Annotated in this window: 13 protein-coding genes and 3 tRNA genes; 8 read left to right on the top strand and 8 right to left on the bottom strand. The window is 65.8% G+C overall.

The window, feature by feature from the left end:
- Nucleotides 1-43: 43 nt before the first annotated feature.
- Nucleotides 44-2,029, bottom strand: a complete 1,986-nt coding sequence (locus SAZ01S_RS06285; protein WP_084581148.1) for a putative bifunctional diguanylate cyclase/phosphodiesterase — start codon at nucleotides 2,027-2,029, stop codon at nucleotides 44-46.
- 79 nt (nucleotides 2,030-2,108) lie between these two features.
- On the opposite strand from SAZ01S_RS06285, the gene moaA reads away from it, so the two are divergent.
- From moaA to SAZ01S_RS06305, 4 genes are all read left to right on the top strand, one after another.
- Entirely contained in the window at nucleotides 2,109-3,125 is a 1,017-nt protein-coding gene (gene moaA / locus SAZ01S_RS06290; protein ID WP_084581150.1) for a GTP 3',8-cyclase MoaA, read from the top strand.
- Nucleotides 3,122-3,895: an NAD kinase gene (locus SAZ01S_RS06295; RefSeq protein WP_084581152.1), complete on the top strand. Its 774-nt coding sequence runs from the start codon at nucleotides 3,122-3,124 to the stop codon at nucleotides 3,893-3,895. The genes moaA and SAZ01S_RS06295 overlap by 4 nt, the downstream gene beginning before the upstream one ends.
- A gap of 84 nt (nucleotides 3,896-3,979) precedes the next feature.
- Nucleotides 3,980-4,054 (top strand) — tRNA-Asn (locus SAZ01S_RS06300).
- Nucleotides 4,055-4,147: 93 nt separating this feature from the next.
- A complete protein-coding gene (locus tag SAZ01S_RS06305) occupies nucleotides 4,148-4,489 on the top strand; it encodes a phage virion morphogenesis family protein (RefSeq protein WP_084581154.1) in 342 nt (113 codons plus the stop codon).
- Between the two features lie 9 nt (nucleotides 4,490-4,498).
- Here SAZ01S_RS06305 and SAZ01S_RS06310 read toward each other — a convergent pair whose 3' ends face one another.
- The 4 genes from SAZ01S_RS06310 to SAZ01S_RS06325 all read right to left on the bottom strand — a co-directional run bounded on the left by SAZ01S_RS06310 (nucleotide 4,499) and on the right by SAZ01S_RS06325 (nucleotide 8,585).
- A complete protein-coding gene (locus tag SAZ01S_RS06310; RefSeq protein ID WP_084581156.1) occupies nucleotides 4,499-5,620 on the bottom strand; it encodes an acyltransferase family protein in 1,122 nt (373 codons plus the stop codon).
- A 608-nt stretch (nucleotides 5,621-6,228) separates the two neighbouring features.
- Nucleotides 6,229-6,963 carry a hypothetical protein gene (locus SAZ01S_RS06315; protein ID WP_084581158.1) on the bottom strand — a complete coding sequence of 245 codons (735 nt, stop codon included), beginning with the start codon at nucleotides 6,961-6,963 and terminating at the stop codon, nucleotides 6,229-6,231.
- Between the two features lie 216 nt (nucleotides 6,964-7,179).
- Nucleotides 7,180-7,971 (bottom strand): hypothetical protein, encoded by a 792-nt coding sequence (locus SAZ01S_RS06320; RefSeq protein WP_084581159.1) that lies wholly within the window; start codon nucleotides 7,969-7,971, stop codon nucleotides 7,180-7,182.
- A 537-nt stretch (nucleotides 7,972-8,508) separates the two neighbouring features.
- A tRNA-Pro gene (locus SAZ01S_RS06325) sits at nucleotides 8,509-8,585 on the bottom strand.
- Nucleotides 8,586-8,910: 325 nt separating this feature from the next.
- Here SAZ01S_RS06325 and SAZ01S_RS06330 point away from each other — a divergent pair.
- On the top strand, nucleotides 8,911-9,981 hold the full coding sequence (locus SAZ01S_RS06330; RefSeq protein WP_218018029.1) for an acyltransferase family protein: 1,071 nt from the start codon (nucleotides 8,911-8,913) through the stop codon (nucleotides 9,979-9,981).
- Nucleotides 9,982-10,071: 90 nt separating this feature from the next.
- On the opposite strand, the gene SAZ01S_RS06335 is transcribed toward SAZ01S_RS06330, so the two are convergent.
- Together SAZ01S_RS06335 and SAZ01S_RS06340 are read right to left on the bottom strand one after the other, a co-directional pair.
- Nucleotides 10,072-10,147 (bottom strand) — tRNA-Ile (locus SAZ01S_RS06335).
- Nucleotides 10,148-10,209: 62 nt separating this feature from the next.
- Nucleotides 10,210-11,889, bottom strand: a complete 1,680-nt coding sequence (locus tag SAZ01S_RS06340; RefSeq protein ID WP_139809962.1) for a sensor histidine kinase — start codon at nucleotides 11,887-11,889, stop codon at nucleotides 10,210-10,212.
- A 176-nt stretch (nucleotides 11,890-12,065) separates the two neighbouring features.
- Here SAZ01S_RS06340 and SAZ01S_RS06345 point away from each other — a divergent pair, with 176 nt between their 5' ends.
- Nucleotides 12,066-12,539 carry an Lrp/AsnC family transcriptional regulator gene (locus SAZ01S_RS06345; protein ID WP_084581163.1) on the top strand — a complete coding sequence of 158 codons (474 nt, stop codon included), beginning with the start codon at nucleotides 12,066-12,068 and terminating at the stop codon, nucleotides 12,537-12,539.
- 86 nt (nucleotides 12,540-12,625) lie between these two features.
- Here SAZ01S_RS06345 and SAZ01S_RS06350 read toward each other — a convergent pair whose 3' ends face one another.
- Nucleotides 12,626-13,909, bottom strand: coding sequence for a tetratricopeptide repeat protein (locus tag SAZ01S_RS06350; protein ID WP_084581165.1), 1,284 nt, complete (start codon nucleotides 13,907-13,909; stop codon nucleotides 12,626-12,628).
- Nucleotides 13,910-14,166: 257 nt separating this feature from the next.
- Here SAZ01S_RS06350 and gyrA point away from each other — a divergent pair, with 257 nt between their 5' ends.
- Together gyrA and SAZ01S_RS06360 are read left to right on the top strand one after the other, a co-directional pair.
- Nucleotides 14,167-16,911 (top strand): DNA gyrase subunit A, encoded by a 2,745-nt coding sequence (gyrA, locus tag SAZ01S_RS06355; protein ID WP_084581166.1) that lies wholly within the window; start codon nucleotides 14,167-14,169, stop codon nucleotides 16,909-16,911.
- Nucleotides 16,912-16,914: 3 nt separating this feature from the next.
- A complete protein-coding gene (locus SAZ01S_RS06360) occupies nucleotides 16,915-17,268 on the top strand; it encodes a DUF952 domain-containing protein (protein ID WP_084581168.1) in 354 nt (117 codons plus the stop codon).
- Nucleotides 17,269-17,369 lie beyond the last annotated feature (101 nt).

Genomic DNA, 17,369 nt, shown 5'->3' on the forward strand with positions numbered 1-17,369 from the left:
CCGGTACCGCGAAATTCGCTGCGGCGCATTTCCAAACAGACTTTTACCAGTCGCGCACCAGCGCGGCGAGCGCCGGCACGTCGATCGGGCTCGAACACAAGAAACCCTGGAAATACTGGCAGCCTTCTTTGGCGAGCATGTCTAGCTGCGCCTCGGTTTCCACCCCTTCGGCGACGACGGCGAGCCCCAGCGAGCGCGCCATGTCGATCACGCCGCGCACGACGATGCGGTCGCGCGGCGATCCGGTGATCTCGCTCGACAGTTTCTTGTCGATCTTCAGATAATCGAGCGGCAGCGCCTTGAGATAGGCGAGGCTGGAATAGCCGGTGCCGAAATCGTCGATGGCGACGCGGCAGCCCGCGGTCCGCAGATCGGAGAGCAGCTCCGCCGCCTCGCTGAGATCGGCCATGATGCCGCTTTCGGTGATCTCCAGCGTCAGCCGGTGGCGGGGAAAGCCCGTCGCATCGACCCAGCGCAACAGGCTCTCGCCAAAGCCGGGCCGGCCGACATCGCCGGCGGTGACGTTGATCGACAGGCGTAGCGACGCCAGCGAACGCGGCCAGTGCGCGGCGATGGTCAACGCGCGGCGCTGGACATGCTCGCTCAGCACCCCCGCCAGGCCGGCACGCTCGGCGGCGGCGAACAGCGGCTCGGCACCGACCTCGCCATGCTGCGGATGCTGCCAGCGGGCGAGCGCCTCGACGCCGACGATCTGCCCCGTCGCCACCGCGACCTGCGGCTGGAACAGCACGCCGATCTCGCCCCGCTCGATCCCCCGCCGCAGGTCCCCGATCAGCGATTCGACCGAGGGGCCCGAGCCCGGCCGCGCCGCGCCTTCGCCGAGCAGGGTTTCGCTCGCCCGGCGCAGCAGGCTGGCGGCACCGTCCCCCGCCACGCTTTCGGTCAGCACCACCTTGGCGCCGAGATGGACGAGTTCGCCGGCCGCAACGAACGGGCGGGCAAGCGCCTCCTCGATCCGGCGGCAGGCGTTGCGCAGCGCCGGCGTGCCGGGATCGACGGCCGCCGCGAGGAAATCCGATCCGCCGATTCGCGCGGTCACCGCCTCCGTGCCGAGCGTCTCGCGCGCCGCTTCCGCCACCCGGCGCGATACGCCGCGCAGCAATTCGTCGCCAGCGGGGCGGCCATAGGCGGTGTTGATCGTGTCGAACCGGGTGAGCCCGATCAGCACCAGGCCGATCCGCTCGCCCTTCTCCATCGCCCGGTCGATCCAGCGCCGCGCGCTCGGCGCATCGCGCGCGCCGGTCAGCACGTCGCGCACCGCGGCGCCGGCATCGGGGGCGATGCCCAGCGGCTCGACCAGCGCGTCGATCTGGCCGGTCTCGGCGTCATATTGCAGATGCTGCACCACCCGGCCCTTGCCGGGCAGATCGTGCGCGAATGCGGTCGAGCCGGCTTCGCGCAGCCGGCGCAGTGCGGCCCAGGCCAGGCGCCGGTCGGACAGCGCAAGCCGCCCGAACGCCGCGCGTGGCCCGGGCGCCTCGGGCAGGTCGAGGAGTTGCGCCAAAGCGGGCGTGAGTTCGATCGAGCCCACCGCAGGGTCGAACCGCCAGCCCAGCGGATGGGTCACGCTGCTCCCCTGCCCGGCCCAGCCGGACAGGCGCTCGACATAGCGTTCGGCGAAGCGGATCGCATGCGCGATCGCCGCCGACGACATCGGGCTTCCCAGAAAATGGGTGGCGCCCGCCTCGTAGAAACGGCCCATATGCACCGTGTCGCTCTGCGAGACGAGGATCAGCAACGCCGCGCCATAGGCCTTGATCGTTGGCCCAAGCAGTCGGGCGGCGTCAAGCCCCTCGGTCATCGCGCCGCGCGCATCGACCACCGCCACCGAGGCGCCGCTCGCCAGGAACCGCGTCTCCAGCCCCTCGCTGCGCCGCGCCGCGACGACCCGCCAGCCGCCGCCCGCGGCCGCCGCGGCAACCTCGTCGCGTTGGCGGAACGAGAGCACGAACACCGGCACTTCGGCAGCCGGCGCGTTGCTCTGGACGATCGTAAACCCTTCTTCCATGTCCCTCCGATAGCGAGGTGCGACGCGCTTCGCCATCCAAGCCTTGTGCAGGCGGGGTCAACCGCTTACCTCCCGTGCTATGGCCAGCGCCCCCGCCATCGCGACGCCGCCCACGCTGGTCGATCGCCACGGTCGTGCGATCCGCTATCTGCGTATCTCCGTCACCGATCGCTGCGACCTGCGCTGCCGCTATTGCATGGCGGAGCACATGACGTTCCTGCCGCGCGACGCGGTGCTCAGCCTCGAGGAACTGGCGGCGATCGCCGGCCGCTTCGTCGATCGCGGCGTCACCAAGATCCGGCTGACCGGCGGCGAGCCGCTGGTCCGGCGCAACATGATGGCGCTGGTCGAGCAGCTCGGCGCCCGCATCGGCGAGGGGCTGGGCGAGCTCACCCTCACCACCAACGCCACCCGCCTCGCGGAATATGCCGAGGGGCTTGCCGCCGCGGGCGTGCGCCGGATCAATGTCAGCCTCGACAGCCGCGATCCGGAGAGGTTCCGCTACATCACCCGCCACGGCGATGTCGGCCAGGTGCTGGAGGGCATCGCCGCGGCACAAGCGGCGGGCATCCGCGTGAAGATCAACATGGTCGCACTGCGCGGCCTGAACGAGGACGAGATCGCGCCAATGCTCGCCTGGGTCGCGGCGGAGGGCATGGACCTGTCGCTGATCGAGACGATGCCGCTCGGCATGATCGACGAGGACCGTGCCGATCGCTTCCTGCCGCTGCCGGAGGTACTCACAGGGCTGAAGGCGGCGTTCGACCTCACCGCCGATTCGTACGACAGCGGCGGCCCGGCGCGCTACTGGCGTGTCGGCGGCAGCGACAGCCGGCTGGGGCTGATCTCCCCGCTCACCAACAATTTCTGCGCAAGCTGCAACCGCGTTCGGCTCTCGACCGACGGACGGTTGCACATGTGCCTGGGACATGAGGATTCGGTGGACCTGAAAGCAGCGATTCGCGAGGGCGGCCTGGACGCGGTGGACGACGCGATCGACCGGGCGCTCGCCGCCAAGCCGGAACGGCACGACTTCCGCATCGAGGCCGGCGCGGCGCCGGCCGTCGCGCGCCACATGAGCGTGACCGGCGGATGAGCGATACCAAGCGCGCGCTGCTCGCCTCGCCCACCCCGCCGGCGCAGACCGCCGCGGAGGAATTGCGCGATTCGTACGACTGGGTGCCGATCGAGGAAGCCGATGAAGTGGTCGCACTCGGCGGCGACGGCTTCATGCTGCAGACGCTGCACGCGATGCTCGAGCGCCGGCGGCTGCTGCCGGTGTTCGGGATGAACCTCGGCACCGTCGGCTTCCTGATGAACGACTGGCGGCTGGAGGGGCTGACGCAGCGCCTCGAGCGCGCGCGGCCCTTCCGAGTCGCCCCGCTGGCGATGACCGCGACGACCGTGGAAGGCGAAACCTGCGTCCTGCCTGCGATCAACGAGGCGTCGCTGCTGCGCGAGACCCGCCAGACCGCCAAGCTGGAAGTGACGATCAACGGCCGCACCGTGATTCCCGAACTGGTCTGCGACGGCATCCTCGTCGCCACCCCGGCCGGCTCGACCGCGTATAATTTTTCGGCGCAGGGCCCGATTCTCCCGCTCGGCTCGGCGCTGCTCGCGCTCACCCCGATCAGCCCGTTCCGGCCGCGGCGCTGGCGCGGCGCGATTCTCCCGGAGAAGACGCGAATCGATATCCGGGTACTGGAAGCCGACAAGCGGCCGGTCAGCGCGGTCGCCGATCAGCGCGAAATCCGCGATGTTGCGCACGTCCATGTCGAGATCGATCGCCTGCGCGACCTCACGCTGCTGTTCGATCCGGAGCACGCATTGGACGATCGCATAACGATGGAACAATTTATTGCATGAAACCCCTTGCGCGTTTCGAAAACCCGGTGCTAAAGGCGCGCCTCCCGACGCGGTGACCCACCGCCGAGGGGTTGACCAGAGTGGTCCCCGATAGCTCAGCGGTAGAGCATTCGACTGTTAATCGAATGGTCGTAGGTTCGAATCCTACTCGGGGAGCCATCTGCTGTTTTCGGGACCGGTTACGACCGGTCCCCACAGCTTGAAATCCCCACTTTTCCGAGACATTGAGCGGTCAGCGCCGTTCACGGCCAGATTCTACGCCGCGCCAATCTGCCGCGCATCGCCGCGAACGTCGAACCCGAAGGCGGCGCGATGCGGCCGCGCATGGCTTCGGTGAACGCGCGCGGCCGGGTGCGGAAGAGGACGGGAAGCCGCATGTTCCGGCGGCTGCGCGCGATGAAGTCTTGGCGCCTCACCGCCGCCGACGCCGATGGCGTGGAAATCACCCCATCCGCGGCCTTGATCGACCGGGTAGCCGCCGTTCACCGGTTCGGCGAAACCGACCGCGTTGGCCACCTGCTCGGCTTCTCAGAGGATGATCACAACACTGCCCTGGAAATAGCGTCAGATCTGCTCGCTCCTGCCGCGCGATAGCCGCCGGCTTCATGCATTGAGCGGCTGTGGACGCGCCTTCCGATCCCCCAAGTTTTGCAGGGCGCTGACAAGCGGCTTTTCGATTAGCGCATGCAGCAGCAGCGCGAACGCGACGGAGCCCGCGATCACGCAGACGATGAACAGCCACGAACTGTGAAGGTGCAAACGAGGCCAGGCCGCCTTCATCGTCCCAAGGACAATGGGATGAAATAGATACAGCACATAGGAGGCATCCCCGATCCTGACGGCCGGGATTTCGAGCTTCTTCGGTAGCGGATCGGCACCGAAAACAGTGGCCGCGAAGATCGCTGAAGCGGGGATTCCCCACGACAACAGCCGGCTGATATCATTGGGCGTGTGCGGCAGCAGGGCGATACCCAAGGGATCTGCAACGAGCAGTCCGACCGCGCCGGCGATCATCAGTCCGCGTAGATAGGCAGGAAGTGCGAGGCCATGCCGCAGCGCCAGCGCAATCAGGATGCCGAGAACGAATTCCAGGATGATCGGCTGTGACCAATAGGCAATCGGAACAGCGCCGAATGGCACAACGGCTTCGATCAGGACGAAGGCGGCGAGCAAGCCCGCTGCGGCCAAGGATCCGGGTGTCCGCCGCAGAAGGAGGAAACCGGCGAAGACGACGTAGAAAAACATCTCGTAATTCAGCGTCCAGCCCAACGACAGAACTGGAACCGGATATGCTGGATTCCCCAACACGTTGGGGATGAAAAGGTACGAAAGGGCGATACTCCCCAAGTTCAATTCACTGTCGTGGTTCCCCTTCATCATCGCTATGCAGAGCCACACGGTGGTCGCGATCCAGTAGAGTGGTACGACACGCGTCGCCCGGCGCCACAAAAACTGTCTGGGACCAGTCCGCGTGCCGAACACTCTCTCCGAGGAGTAGACGATGATAAAGCCGGATATCACGAAGAAGAGATCGACGCCCCAGGCCGTCGCGAACGTGCCGGGCCGGAAGCCCGGATCCATCTCAACCGCAGCGCTCCGTGCATGCCCGAATACTACCAGTAACGCGGCCATGCCACGCAGAGCTTGGATGGAAGCAATCCGCCTCCCGCCCTTCGGAGGCCGCGCAAGGGCAACCTCCCCATTCGATGCAACAAGTGAAACCATCCAATTTCCCCCGAAACCACACTTATTGTTCGGGAGATACTGAACAGATGCGGGATGCAAGCGTTAAACAAAGTCTAACGTATCTTGATAATAGTTGGACTATATTTGTTCCAGCAATAACATAACGCTCGCCCGCTCAGCCAAGTTCGTGAAAATCAAGGCGAGCCCGGCCGGTAGAGCGCCCCTCTACGCCATCGCCCCCTTCCGCGCGCAGGGCGCCACGCCATGCCGGGCCATGGTCGGTGCTATCGCCTCCTGGGCCTCACCGCCACGCGGTTCAACGCAGCGCCGACGATCCCGCGCCGCCCGGCTTCCGCGTCGCCGCCAATCCCCTCTGGCGCGTTTTTTGGAGACGCCTGACGACCAAAATCCACGGCACATTGATCATGGCCGGACATCACAGCACAAAATGCGAAGCGCATATTCGTGCCAGCACCGCTACCGTCCGCATCTACACCACCTCCAAGAGGGGATCTAACCATGCCCCAAATGGCGATGCGGTGGCCCGGCGCCGCCGGGAAGCGATGCCCCTTCGGACGACGCAAGGTGCGGTCTGCTTGGGGCGGGGGCAGTCCGGGTCCTCATGCGACGACCTGAACCTGACCACCCTATGCGGCTATCACGGTCTCCCGCAGCGGCACGGGGGCGATCAGCGTGCGTACCCGCTCGCCCAGCTTGGTGAGGACCGTCTGGCGCACCTGCGCATAGATGGTTTCGTTCAGTTCCATCGTTCCCATCAGGAAGCTCGTCGGATAGGTGAGCTCCCAACCGAGAAATGCCGGCTTTTCTACGTCCGTCGGAAAGCTCGCCATCACCAGGGCCACGGTGATGCTGCCCTTGCTATCAAGTGTCGGGGCGACGAGGAAGCTGCTACCCGCTGGACCGGCTATTGTCGCATTCCAGAGGCGCATGGCCTTGCCCGCGGGTTCCAGGTCCATGGCTGCTTCGAGGCTGGTCCTGGCGAGCGGCTGCGCATCCACCGACAGGCGATTGACAAGGAGGGAGGGCCAGTCCGGCGACCCGCGCAGCGTGGCGCTGTCGTTCGCCAGCGACTGCCCGACCCAGCCGAGCGTTGCGAGAACCTCGAAAAAGCGCTTCGCCCAGTCTGCAGGCTGTTGCCTGCGATCGATTTTATAGTCTGCTGCCAACTGGGCGAACAGGATCGAGTTGGTCACGTCCTCGCGTGCCTGCACGGCCACGGCACGGTCGAATGCCTGCAGGATTCCCTGGTTGATCTGCGCCTCTTCGCGCCCGGCCGTGGGGGCGGGATCGCCTTCGCCGGTCTCGGCGATGGCGCGCAGCGGGGGCAGTTCGATGGCATCAATGGGATCATTGCCGAACATAGGGTGCTTCCCTGTGCGAACGGCGGCGCATCCGCTGCACGCAGATGCATGCGCGCCGAAGAGGATCCAGTGTCTAGAGCATTTTTCAAGTTGAGCGCGCGCGGCCAACCACTCGGAAAATGCGGCAACCAAACATCCGGAGCGTTTCCGCTCATGGTGAGATGGTCTATGGCGCGTTTCCCCGGGCGGTATTCCCCCCCGGGGAAACGCCCCGCTTCAGTCGCCGAGCGGAATGTCCGCAACCAGGCGCTTCGCGCGATCACCCAGCCGCTCGATGATCTGCTGGCGCACCTTCGCATAGATGCTTTCGTTGAGGACGAACTTGTTCGCTGCCCGCTGGATCCGGATGCTGTTCGATTCCCAGCTCCACCACAGGAAGCGCGTAACGCTCCGCGACGCATTGAACTGCATGCCGTCGAGCACCATCACCACGTCGCCATTGGACAGGCGATCGACCGGGAATATCTGGAAGGTGCCGTTGTTGCCGTTGCTTGCGCGTGAATCCCAAATCAGCATCTGCTTGGTATCGTCGCCGAGCGCCTGGAGCCCGCTCATTGTTGCCTTGACGATGGCGATTTCGTCCGCCGTCGCGATCGCCGCGAGGATGCCGAGCACGGCCTCGTCTAGGCGTACGGTGGTGCCGCCGCTCGAATAGGTGTCGAACGCGAAGGCCGGCTGGTTCCAGCCGATGCCGCCGAGCACTTCGACATATTTTTTGTACCACGCCATCGGATCGGTATAGCGGTTATAGGCCGCATCCGAGGCAAGCTGCGCGAACAGGGTCGAATTCTGCACATCCGCCTTGTTCTCGCCGGACAATCGCTGCGTGAAGGACGTCAAGCTCCCGGCGTTGACCTGCGCACTTGGCTGGTTGTCCGCGAGAAGGATCTTCTTTCCGGCTGCGTTGGGAGCGCTGTCCAGCCGTTCGAAAAGCTCGGCAAAACTCTCGTCCGATGGAAGGGCGAGACTCTTCACCAGTGCTTCAGGGTTGCCAATAACAGTTGCCATCACACTCTCCTGTGGAAAACGTTTTCTTGATGACGATTATGTTATGCGCGACTCCGAATTCTACTATGATCGATTCTTTTACAATATTGCATATGATCCACTATTCTTCAATGCGTATCATTTGCTGCAGTAGCTAACAAGAAATCGGTGCCGAAGGTTGGCAGAACGTGTCCGACGAGGTGGCGTATATGGGCCGGTCTTAGCACTTTCGGTTAGTCTGAACCATTTCGGTATTATTGTGGACCATTCATGATCTTTGCACGATGGGGAGCATAACGATGGAATCGCCCCTTCGTGGAGCCGCTCACCCACTTCATTTCATATTAGCGCGCTACGCGCCGCGGTATCTGGCGCTAGGGTGCCGGCAAGCTGCGCAACGGGGGCGCCGACATCAGGACCGAAATGGCGATCCGCGAGAAGCAGTTCGGCGTCACCGCGGATACGCTGATGCGTATGCAGGCGCACATAGTCGTCGCACAGTACGCCCGCCTTATGGCAAACCCGTAGGATTATTAGGTTCCAACGGCGCTGGGGAAGTGGTCGGGGAGACAGGATTCGAACCTGCGACCCTCTGGTCCCAAACCAGATGCGCTACCAGACTGCGCTACTCCCCGACGGTCTTCTGCGAGCACCCAGATGGGTGGAGAACGGGGCTCAACCGCAGTGGCGCCCTGACTCCGAACGTCTCGCTCGTCAACAGACGGGCCGTCCTGTGCTGCGCTATGCGCAGCATGTCAATGCCGACGCGTCGACAACCAGCGGGCGGCGCCACGAAACAGCCCAGGACGACTGATTTTCGCGAAGGAAACCAACGACCAGTGTCTCCCGCTGTTGGATCGAAACTGATTCGTGCTTGTACCATCTTTTGCAATGTGATTTCTTTCCTCCTCAGTCAATCGGGGGGACTGATCAGAAATGGTACGCGCTTCAGCGGAATCCATGCCATATCTTTATGGCATCGACGCAGTACGATTGAGCGCAGCGATCAGCGTTGCGCTATTTCACCTCACCTGGCAGCAGACATCGATCGCGGCGACCGCCTGGTTTGGCTGGATTGGTGTCCAGATATTCTTCGTGATCTCGGGATTGGTTATCGCCAACTCGAGCCATGGCGCGACACCCGCCAAATTCATCAAGTCCCGGTTTTTACGAATTTATCCAACGGCCTGGATTTGCGCGGCGATCAGCTTCGCCGTGCTGAGCACCACCACGCATGTTGGTCTGCGCGCTCTACTGGGGTCCTTGATGCTTTCGCCGGCAGGCCCCTTCCTCGCGACTGCCTATTGGACCTTGCCGATCGAACTTTCCTTTTATTGTGCCGTTTTACTGCTCCTATGCATTGGATGGGGTGAGCAGCTTGCCCGGTTTGCGGCCGCGCTTGCGCTGCTCAGCAGCGTCTACACCGTGGCGTTCGGCCTGCATTGTTTTGGCTATGTCCACGCGCCGTGGCTGGATTTCGCATTTGGCTGGAAGAACGTCACGTTGCTCCGCCACGGCATCTACTTCGCGCTCGGGATCTTTCTCTGGCGATGGTCCGTCGGCCGGGCGACCAGGTTGGACGGCATGATGGGCGCGCTCTGCATCGCCGCCGCAACCCTCGAGATCAGTTGCGGGACCCTGGGGATCGCCAGGATATCGCCCGCCGGCCTGTCGTTCGCGAGGGTGTGGCTGATCCCTCTGGGCTATGCCGCACTCGGGCTGCTGGCGATCATCGCCGCGATCGGTCTCCGCGCACGCATTGCCGTCCTGCCCCGCTGGACGCGAACGGCACTGCGACTCGCCGGGCTGGTCACCTACCCGCTCTATCTGCTGCACGAAGCCGTCGGCCTTACCGCAGTTGCACGCCTCGCGGCGCTGGGCGTCTCTCCGCTGGCAAGCGCGCTGCTGGCCCTGGGGCTGACCGGGCTTCTTGCCCTGGCGGTCGCCGCCTGGATGGAGCCGATCGTCCAGGGCTGGATCCGAAACGCGCTGCCGGACTTCCGCAGGAGAAGGGCCAGCCTGTCACGATGAGTTGCGCCCACCACGCCGGTTCGATGGCTGCGCTGCCGCCCACCCCCATCGGCGAAACGCCTCCTGCATCGCGTGCTACAGGCGGGGCGCTGGTGGGCCCGGCAGGACTCGAACCCGCAACCTAGCCGTTATGAGCGGCCAGCTCTAACCATTGAGCTACAGGCCCCCAGCAGCGCCCGTCCCTAGCGGAGGCCCCGCCCCCGCCGCAAGCCCATCCGCACCTGCGGCTCAGTTGCGATGCGCGTGCTCGCGCAGCGTGCCGTCCGCTGCGGGCAGGCGCAGGGTCAGGCCGTCGGGTGCAATCATCAGGCTGCCGCCCAGCTCGCGGGCGAGGTTGCGGACCAGGCGCAGCGCAAAGCTGGTACCCAGCAGCGTCCCGTCCTCTTCCTGCTCGTCGTCCATGCCCAGCACCGCCTCGCCCGGATAATGACCGAGCGCGCGCGGGCGATCGATGACAATCGCGAGGTGCTGCTCGCCCTCGGCCAAGAACCGGATCTGGAGCCGTTCGTCGCGCGCGGTGGCCGAAACCAGCGTCGCCATCAGCCGCGCGAGCAGCCGCTCGACCGCGCGTCGATCCGCCGAGACGAAGCGATCCTCGTCGGGCAGCACGATCGCCGAACCGCGCAGCGCAAGCAGTTCCCCAAGATCGGCGATGATGCCGGCAAGCAGCGGCCGCAACGCCACCCGGCCCTCCGCCAGCGACAGCGCCGCGCTCTCGATCCGGGCGGCAAGGTCGAGATCGTCGATCGCGCCCAGCAGCTCGCGCGCCTGGGTGCGGATTGCCGCTGCCCGGTCGCGATAGGCATCGGGCACCGGCCCCAGCATCTGCGTCTCGATCATCTCGGCGAACCCGGCGATCGCGTTGGTCGGCGTGCGCAGCTCATGAACGATCTGGCGCAGCGCGTCTGCCGCCACCGCCGTCGCGTGCGGCGGTTCGGCCCGCTCGTCGGCGCGCGGACGTCGCGCCGTGCCGCGATAGCCGCTGAAGCGCCCGGTCACCGATTCGAACACCGGCAGCGCCGACACCAGCCAGTCCCCGGCGGCATCCGATCCACCCTCGATGGTCATCCGCGCGTTGTTGAAGCCGGCGCGGCGCCGAAAGGCCCCGGCCGCCACCGCGTCCAGCCGGCTGCCGCCCGACAGCCCCTGGAGATCGAGCGACAGCCCGATCACCGGCCCACGGCTCACCCCGTCGACCCAGCGCACCACCCCGGCAGCGTCAGTTTCAAAGCGGAAGCTGCGGGCGCGCGCCTGCGTCTGCGCCGCGGCCTTGGCGCCATCCTGGTCGCGCTGATGCGCCTCGATGCGCGCCAACAACTCGGCCACCGAGAAGATGTCGCTGTCCGCCACTTCGGCGCGCGGTTCCTGCGCCGCCGGCTCGGGCGCGGGGCTTGGTTCGGGCGCGGCAATCAGAGCCGATTCCGGCGCGGGCGCAGCAATCACCGCCGGTTCCGACCCACTGGCACTGTCACTATGGTCCGCCAGCACGAAATCAACCGGACCGAAGCTCTCGAGTGCGCGCTGCACCGCTGGGGCCAGGTCCCGGCGGTTGCGCAGCACGTGCCGGGCGCCGGGCGCCAGCGCAGGCAGCAGGCCGATCCACGCGGCCTCGTCGAGCCGCGCCGCGCGCAGCACCGGCAGCGCCACGCGCAGGTCGTCGGTCGCGAGGAGCCGAACCAGCGCCGCCGAGGTGCAGCCCTCCGCCAGTGCGCGGGCGCTGGCGATCCGAACCGACAGGGGCACGCGATCGCGGATCGATTCGAGCACCTCCAGCGCCCGCGCCTCGACCGGCACGCGGCCGCGGCCGATCAGGTCGACCAGCTGCCGCCACGCCAGCGGTGCCCCCGCCGCCGAGCGAAGGTCGCCAGCCAGCACCGTTTCCAGCGTATCGTCAAACCGCAGCGGCAATGCCGTCGTCCCCCGAAATCCTTGTTTTCAATGCAGGCGTCATACCGCGATGCAACGCGCTGTGAAAACAGCCCATTTCGGCACGTCGCAATGTGGGACAATTGCGTTGAAGCGTAATTTTATTGTGCTACCAAGCGCCAAGAAGAAACGAACCCACGCAGGAGCGCCAGAATAAAATGCGATTCGACGAGATCGACGTCCGAATCCTCGGATTACTCCAGGAGAATGGCCGCATGACCAATGTCGAGCTTGCCGAAAGGGTCGGGCTCACCGCCCCGCCCTGCCTGCGCCGTGTCCGCGCGCTGGAACAGGAAGGTGCGATCAAGGGGTATCACGCCGCGCTCGACCCGAGCGCGCTCGGCTATAATCTCACCGTCTTCGCGATGGTCAGCCTGAAGAGTCAAGCCGAAAGCGACCTGCGCGCGTTCGAGCAGCTCGTCGCCGAAATCCCCGAAGTCCGCGAATGCCACATGCTGAACGGCGAAATCGACTTCATCCTGAAGATCGTCGCGCCGGACCTGCAGAGCTTCCAGACGATCCTTACGACGCGGCTGACCACCGCACCCAATGTTGAGCATGTCAAGACCTCGCTCACGATCCGCACCGCCAAGGCACTGCCGGGCGTGCCGGTGCCCGAATATCAGGGCTGAGCAACTCCAGCCGCTCCGGATCCCGGGCAACAAAAAAGGGGCGGTCCTTCGGGACCGCCCCTTTTCGTTTCCGGGTGGTCGCCGGATCAGGAAAGCGCCGGAAGATCCAGCGCCACCGTCCACAGCGCGGCCAGATCGACCGTCGGCGCGCCCTTCACCTGGCCGAAGCCGGTGCGGGCATCGTCCTTGCGGCCGAGATTGTACAGCGCGATCGCGCGGTGCAGGTTGACCTCGTCGGTCGACACGCCGCCCTTCTGCAGCGCCACGTCGTACAGCTCGACCGCCTTGGCATAATCGCCCGAGGCGAGGAACGCGTCACCGGTCTGCGACGCCATCTTGCCATTGGCCGCCGCCTGCGACTGCTTGATCAGCGGGGTGAGCGAGCCTTCCGCCTTGGCCTTGGTCTGGGCGGAGGTATAGATGCGGGCGACGTCCGGGTTGCCGGCCGGGATCTTGCCCGCAGCGCGGCCCTCGTCGATCACCGCAACGGCTTCCCAGGGGAGGCCCGCGGCGTTCACCGACTCGGCATAGTCGATATAGTCGTTCTGGTCGGCCAGCACCTTCGACGTGCGCAGCAGGCGGTACAGATCGATGCGCTGCGCCGAGGTGAGGCGGCCGCCGGTCGCATCGGCGCTGCCGCGCATTACCAGCACGCCCCAGCGCCAATTTTCCTTGGTCGGATATTCGGCGATCATCTTCTTCAGCCAGTCGGCGGTCGCGGCGCGGTTGCCGGTCGCATAAACGCGCGGGATGGCGAAGCGATACCAGGCGACCGGCGGCTTCTGCCCGGTGGCCTTCACCGCCTGGATAGCGCGATCGACTTCGGCGACCGACTCGTTCGGCCGATTGGTCTGGGCATAGGCGTTGGCGAGCGAGATCGCGATGTCGAAATCATTGTTGCCGGCCTCGCGCGCCTTGGTCAGCGCGTCGATCGCCTCGGGGTACTTCTTGTCGTTCAACGCCTGGTTGCCGAGGATCGTGTAATATTGCCGCTTGTAGATCGGCAGCTCGTTCGCCGGCGTGCGCGGGCTGGCGATCAGGATCGGCAGCGTCTTGGTGAGCCCGGCGAGATCGTTCTGGCCGATCTGCGCGCGCGAGCGGAGATAGGCAGCGTAATATTTCTCGTCGTCGTTCTGCACGACCTGATCGAGCGCGTCGAGCGCCGGGGTCGCGGCCGCCCAGTTCTTCGCCTGGACCGCTTCCATCGCGGGCTGCGCGGCCTTGCGGAAGGCATCGCCGACCTTCAGCGCATTGGGATCCTCCTTCGAGGCACCCTTCTTGTCCTTCTGGGCGAGCGCCGGCGTGGTCACCAGCGCGGTCGAACCCAGCGCAAGCATTGCGGTCAGCGCAAGCTTCGAAACAAACTTCATCTGAAACTCTCCTCGTCGGCCAGGCGGCGTCGCGGTTCCTCTAAAGGCGCGTTCATCCCCGTTCAAGCGCGATGGCGGTGCGACAGTGCGGCTGAACCGGGTTTGAATAGGCGCCAGTGCGCCGGAGTAACGTGCCCGCGCCGACTTGGCTCCCAATGCTCCCCGCGCGCGTGCGTACGCGCGGGCGCGGGGTTGGCAGGAGGCATGCGCCCCGCTAGAGCCATCGCAGCGTAACAAAAACCCGAAAGTCTGTTGCATTGACCGACGAGACCCTGCTCGCCGACCCTTCTGACATTACCCCGATCTCGATCGTCGACGAGATGAAGACCTCGTACCTCGATTACGCGATGAGCGTGATCGTGGCGCGCGCCCTGCCCGACGTTCGCGACGGCCTGAAGCCCGTCCACCGCCGCATCCTCTATGCCGCTCAGGAAGGCGGCTATGTCGCCGGACGGCCCTACCGCAAGTCCGCCCGCCTGGTCGGTGACGTGATGGGTAAATACCATCCGCACGGCGACAGCTCGATCTACGACGCGATGGCCCGCATGGCGCAGGACTGGGCGATGCGCGTGCCGCTGATCGACGGCCAGGGCAATTTCGGCTCGATGGACCCGGATCCGCCCGCCGCGATGCGTTACACCGAAGCGCGCCTCGCCCGCGTGGCGACGGCGCTGCTCGACGATATCGAGAAGGACACGGTCGACTTCGTGCCGAACTATGACGGTTCGGAGAGCGAGCCGTCGGTCCTCCCTGCCCGCTTCCCCAACCTGCTGGTCAACGGCGCGGGCGGCATCGCGGTCGGCATGGCGACCAACATCCCGCCGCACAATCTCGGCGAAGTGATCAACGCCTGCCTGGCCTATATCGATAACGGCGCGGTCACCGCCGAAGAGCTGATGGAAATCGTCCCCGGTCCGGACTTCCCGACCGGCGCAGTGATCCTCGGCCGCTCGGGCTGCCGCTCGGCCTATCAGACCGGGCGCGGCTCGATCCTCGTCCGCTCGCGCCACGAATTCGAGCAGCGCGGCGAGCGCCGCTCGATCGTGCTGACCGAGATTCCCTACCAGCAGGGCAAGAACGCGCTGGTCGAGAAGATCGCCGAGGCCGCCAAGGAAAAGCGGATCGAAGGCGTCTCCGACATTCGCGACGAAAGCTCGCGCGAGGGCGTGCGCATCGTCATCGACCTGCGCCGCGACGCGACGCCCGAGGTGGTGCTCAACCAGATCTGGCGGAACACGCCCGCGCAATCGAGCTTCCCGGCCAACATGCTGGCGATCCGCGGCGGCCGCCCGGAACTGCTCAACCTGCGCGACATCATCGAGGCCTTCGTCAAGTTCCGCGAGGAGGTCATCACCCGCCGCTCGAAGTTCGAGCTGGCCAAGGCGCGCGATCGTGCGCACATCTTGCTCGGCCTGGTGATCGCCGTCACCAATCTCGACGAGATGGTGAAGATCATCCGTGGCTCGTCGAGCCCGGCCGCCGCGCGCGAGGCGCTGCTCGCCCGCGAATGGCCGATCGCCGAGATCGCGCCCTATATCCGCCTCGTCGAGGCGGTGGACACCGAGGTGACCGGCGACAGCTATCGCCTGTCCGACACCCAGGTCCGCGCGATCCTCGACCTGCGCCTGCACCGCCTCACCGCACTCGGCCGCGACGAGATCGGCGACGAGCTCAAGGAACTCGCCGATTCGATCGCCGAACTGCTCGAGATCCTCGGCAATCGTGCGAAGCTGTATGAAGTGCTGCGCGGCGAGCTCGTGCTGATCCGCGACACCTATGCCACCCCGCGCAAGACCGAGATCGCCGCTGCCGCCGACGGCATTGACGACGAGGACCTGATCGAGCGCGAGGACATGGTCGTGACCGTCACGGTCCAGGGCTATATCAAGCGCACCCCGCTCGACGCCTTCCGCGCCCAGGCGCGCGGCGGCAAGGGCCGCGCCGGGATGGCGACCAAGGACGAGGACGCGATCACCGAATTGTTCGTCACCTCGACGCACACACCGGTGCTGTTCTTCTCCACCCTCGGCCGCGTCTATCGCATGAAGGTCTGGCGCCTGCCCGAAGGCGGGCCCGCGACCCGCGGCCGGCCGATGATCAACCTGCTGCCGCTCGCCAATGGCGAGACCATCTCCACCGTGCTCCCGCTGCCGGAGGACGAGGACGAATGGGCGAACCTCCACGTGATGTTCGCCACCGCCAAGGGCAATGTCCGGCGCAACAGCATGGACCTGTTCACCAACGTGCCCTCCAACGGCAAGATCGCGATGAAGTTCGAAGGCGAGGACGAGGACGATCGCCTGATCGGCGTCGCCTTGCTCAACGAAGGCGACGACGTGCTGCTGGCGACGCGCGCCGGCAAGGCGATCCGCTTCCCCGGCGAGGACGTCCGCGCCTTCCAGAGCCGTGCCTCCACCGGCGTGCGCGGCATGCGCCTCGCCGATGGCGACCAGGTGATGTCGCTCTCGATCCTCCACCGCTCGGGCGCGAGCCAGGAAGAGCGCGATTCGTATCTCCGCTTCGCGCCCTGGAAAGGCGAGCGCGAGGGCGAATGCGACCTGCCGGCCGACCGCTACGAGGAGATGAAGGAGCGCGAGCAGTTCATCCTCACCGTCTGCGCCAACGGCTATGGCAAGCTGAGCTCGGCCTATGAATATCGCCGCACGGGTCGCGGCGGCCAGGGCATCACCAACATCGACAACATCGCCCGCAACGGGCCGGTGGTGGCGAGCTTCCCGGCGACCAAGGGGCATCAGTTGATGCTGGTGACCGATCAGGCCAAGATGATCCGCATGTCGCTGGGCGACCTGCGCGTGATCGGCCGGAACTCGGCGGGGGTGCGGCTGTTCAACGTCGCGGCGAACGAGCATGTCGTCTCGGCGGCACGCATTGAGGAAAGCGAGGACGAGGCCGAGATGAACCTGGGCGACGGCGCCGTGGCAGGCGAAGCGACCCCGGACGCCGTGCCGGGCGAAGACCTCGCCGATGGCGGCGAGGCCTGAACCATGGCCGACATGCCCCTCACCGCCTACAAGATCCTGACCCAGGACCAGATGGACACGCTCGAACACGAACGTGTCTTTCTGGGCGCCCCGATCGACCTGACCGACGGCTATATCCACCTCTCCACCGCCGAGCAGGCCCAGGAGACGCTGGAGAAGCATTTCGCCGGCCAGACGGGCCTATGGCTTGCCGCGGTGGATCTCGCCGCGCTGGGCGACACGGTGCGCTGGGAGCCGTCACGCGGCGGCCAGCTCTTCCCGCACATCTACGGCCCGCTGCCGCTCGACGCGGTGACGGCGTACAGCGAAGTCGTGTACGAGCCCAACGGCAGCCTGCGCCTTCCGGTGGCCGGCTGAAAAAAGTCTGAAAACATCGCTTGACGGCGCCGGCCCCGGAACGTAATTGGCCGCCTCCGCCAAGCAATGGCCCCTTCGTCTAGCGGTCTAGGACGTCGCCC

Source organism: Sphingomonas azotifigens NBRC 15497 (genome assembly GCF_002091475.1).
In the GTDB taxonomy this organism is placed as follows: Bacteria; Pseudomonadota; Alphaproteobacteria; order Sphingomonadales; family Sphingomonadaceae; genus Sphingomonas; species Sphingomonas azotifigens.

Excerpts from the sequence above, each read along its gene's own strand:
- SAZ01S_RS06310 (WP_084581156.1), bottom strand. The coding sequence starts at position 5,620 with ATGGTTTCACTTGTTGCATCGAATGGGGAGGTTGCCCTTGCGCGGCCT.
- SAZ01S_RS06315 (WP_084581158.1), bottom strand. The coding sequence starts at position 6,963 with ATGTTCGGCAATGATCCCATTGATGCCATCGAACTGCCCCCGCTGCGC.
- SAZ01S_RS06295 (WP_084581152.1), top strand. The coding sequence starts at position 3,122 with ATGAGCGATACCAAGCGCGCGCTGCTCGCCTCGCCCACCCCGCCGGCG.
- SAZ01S_RS06285 (WP_084581148.1), bottom strand. The coding sequence starts at position 2,029 with ATGGAAGAAGGGTTTACGATCGTCCAGAGCAACGCGCCGGCTGCCGAA.
- SAZ01S_RS06320 (WP_084581159.1), bottom strand. The coding sequence starts at position 7,971 with ATGGCAACTGTTATTGGCAACCCTGAAGCACTGGTGAAGAGTCTCGCC.
- SAZ01S_RS06345 (WP_084581163.1), top strand. The coding sequence starts at position 12,066 with ATGCGATTCGACGAGATCGACGTCCGAATCCTCGGATTACTCCAGGAG.
- SAZ01S_RS06360 (WP_084581168.1), top strand. The coding sequence starts at position 16,915 with ATGGCCGACATGCCCCTCACCGCCTACAAGATCCTGACCCAGGACCAG.
- SAZ01S_RS06330 (WP_218018029.1), top strand. The coding sequence starts at position 8,911 with ATGCCATATCTTTATGGCATCGACGCAGTACGATTGAGCGCAGCGATC.
- SAZ01S_RS06350 (WP_084581165.1), bottom strand. The coding sequence starts at position 13,909 with ATGAAGTTTGTTTCGAAGCTTGCGCTGACCGCAATGCTTGCGCTGGGT.
- moaA (WP_084581150.1), top strand. The coding sequence starts at position 2,109 with ATGGCCAGCGCCCCCGCCATCGCGACGCCGCCCACGCTGGTCGATCGC.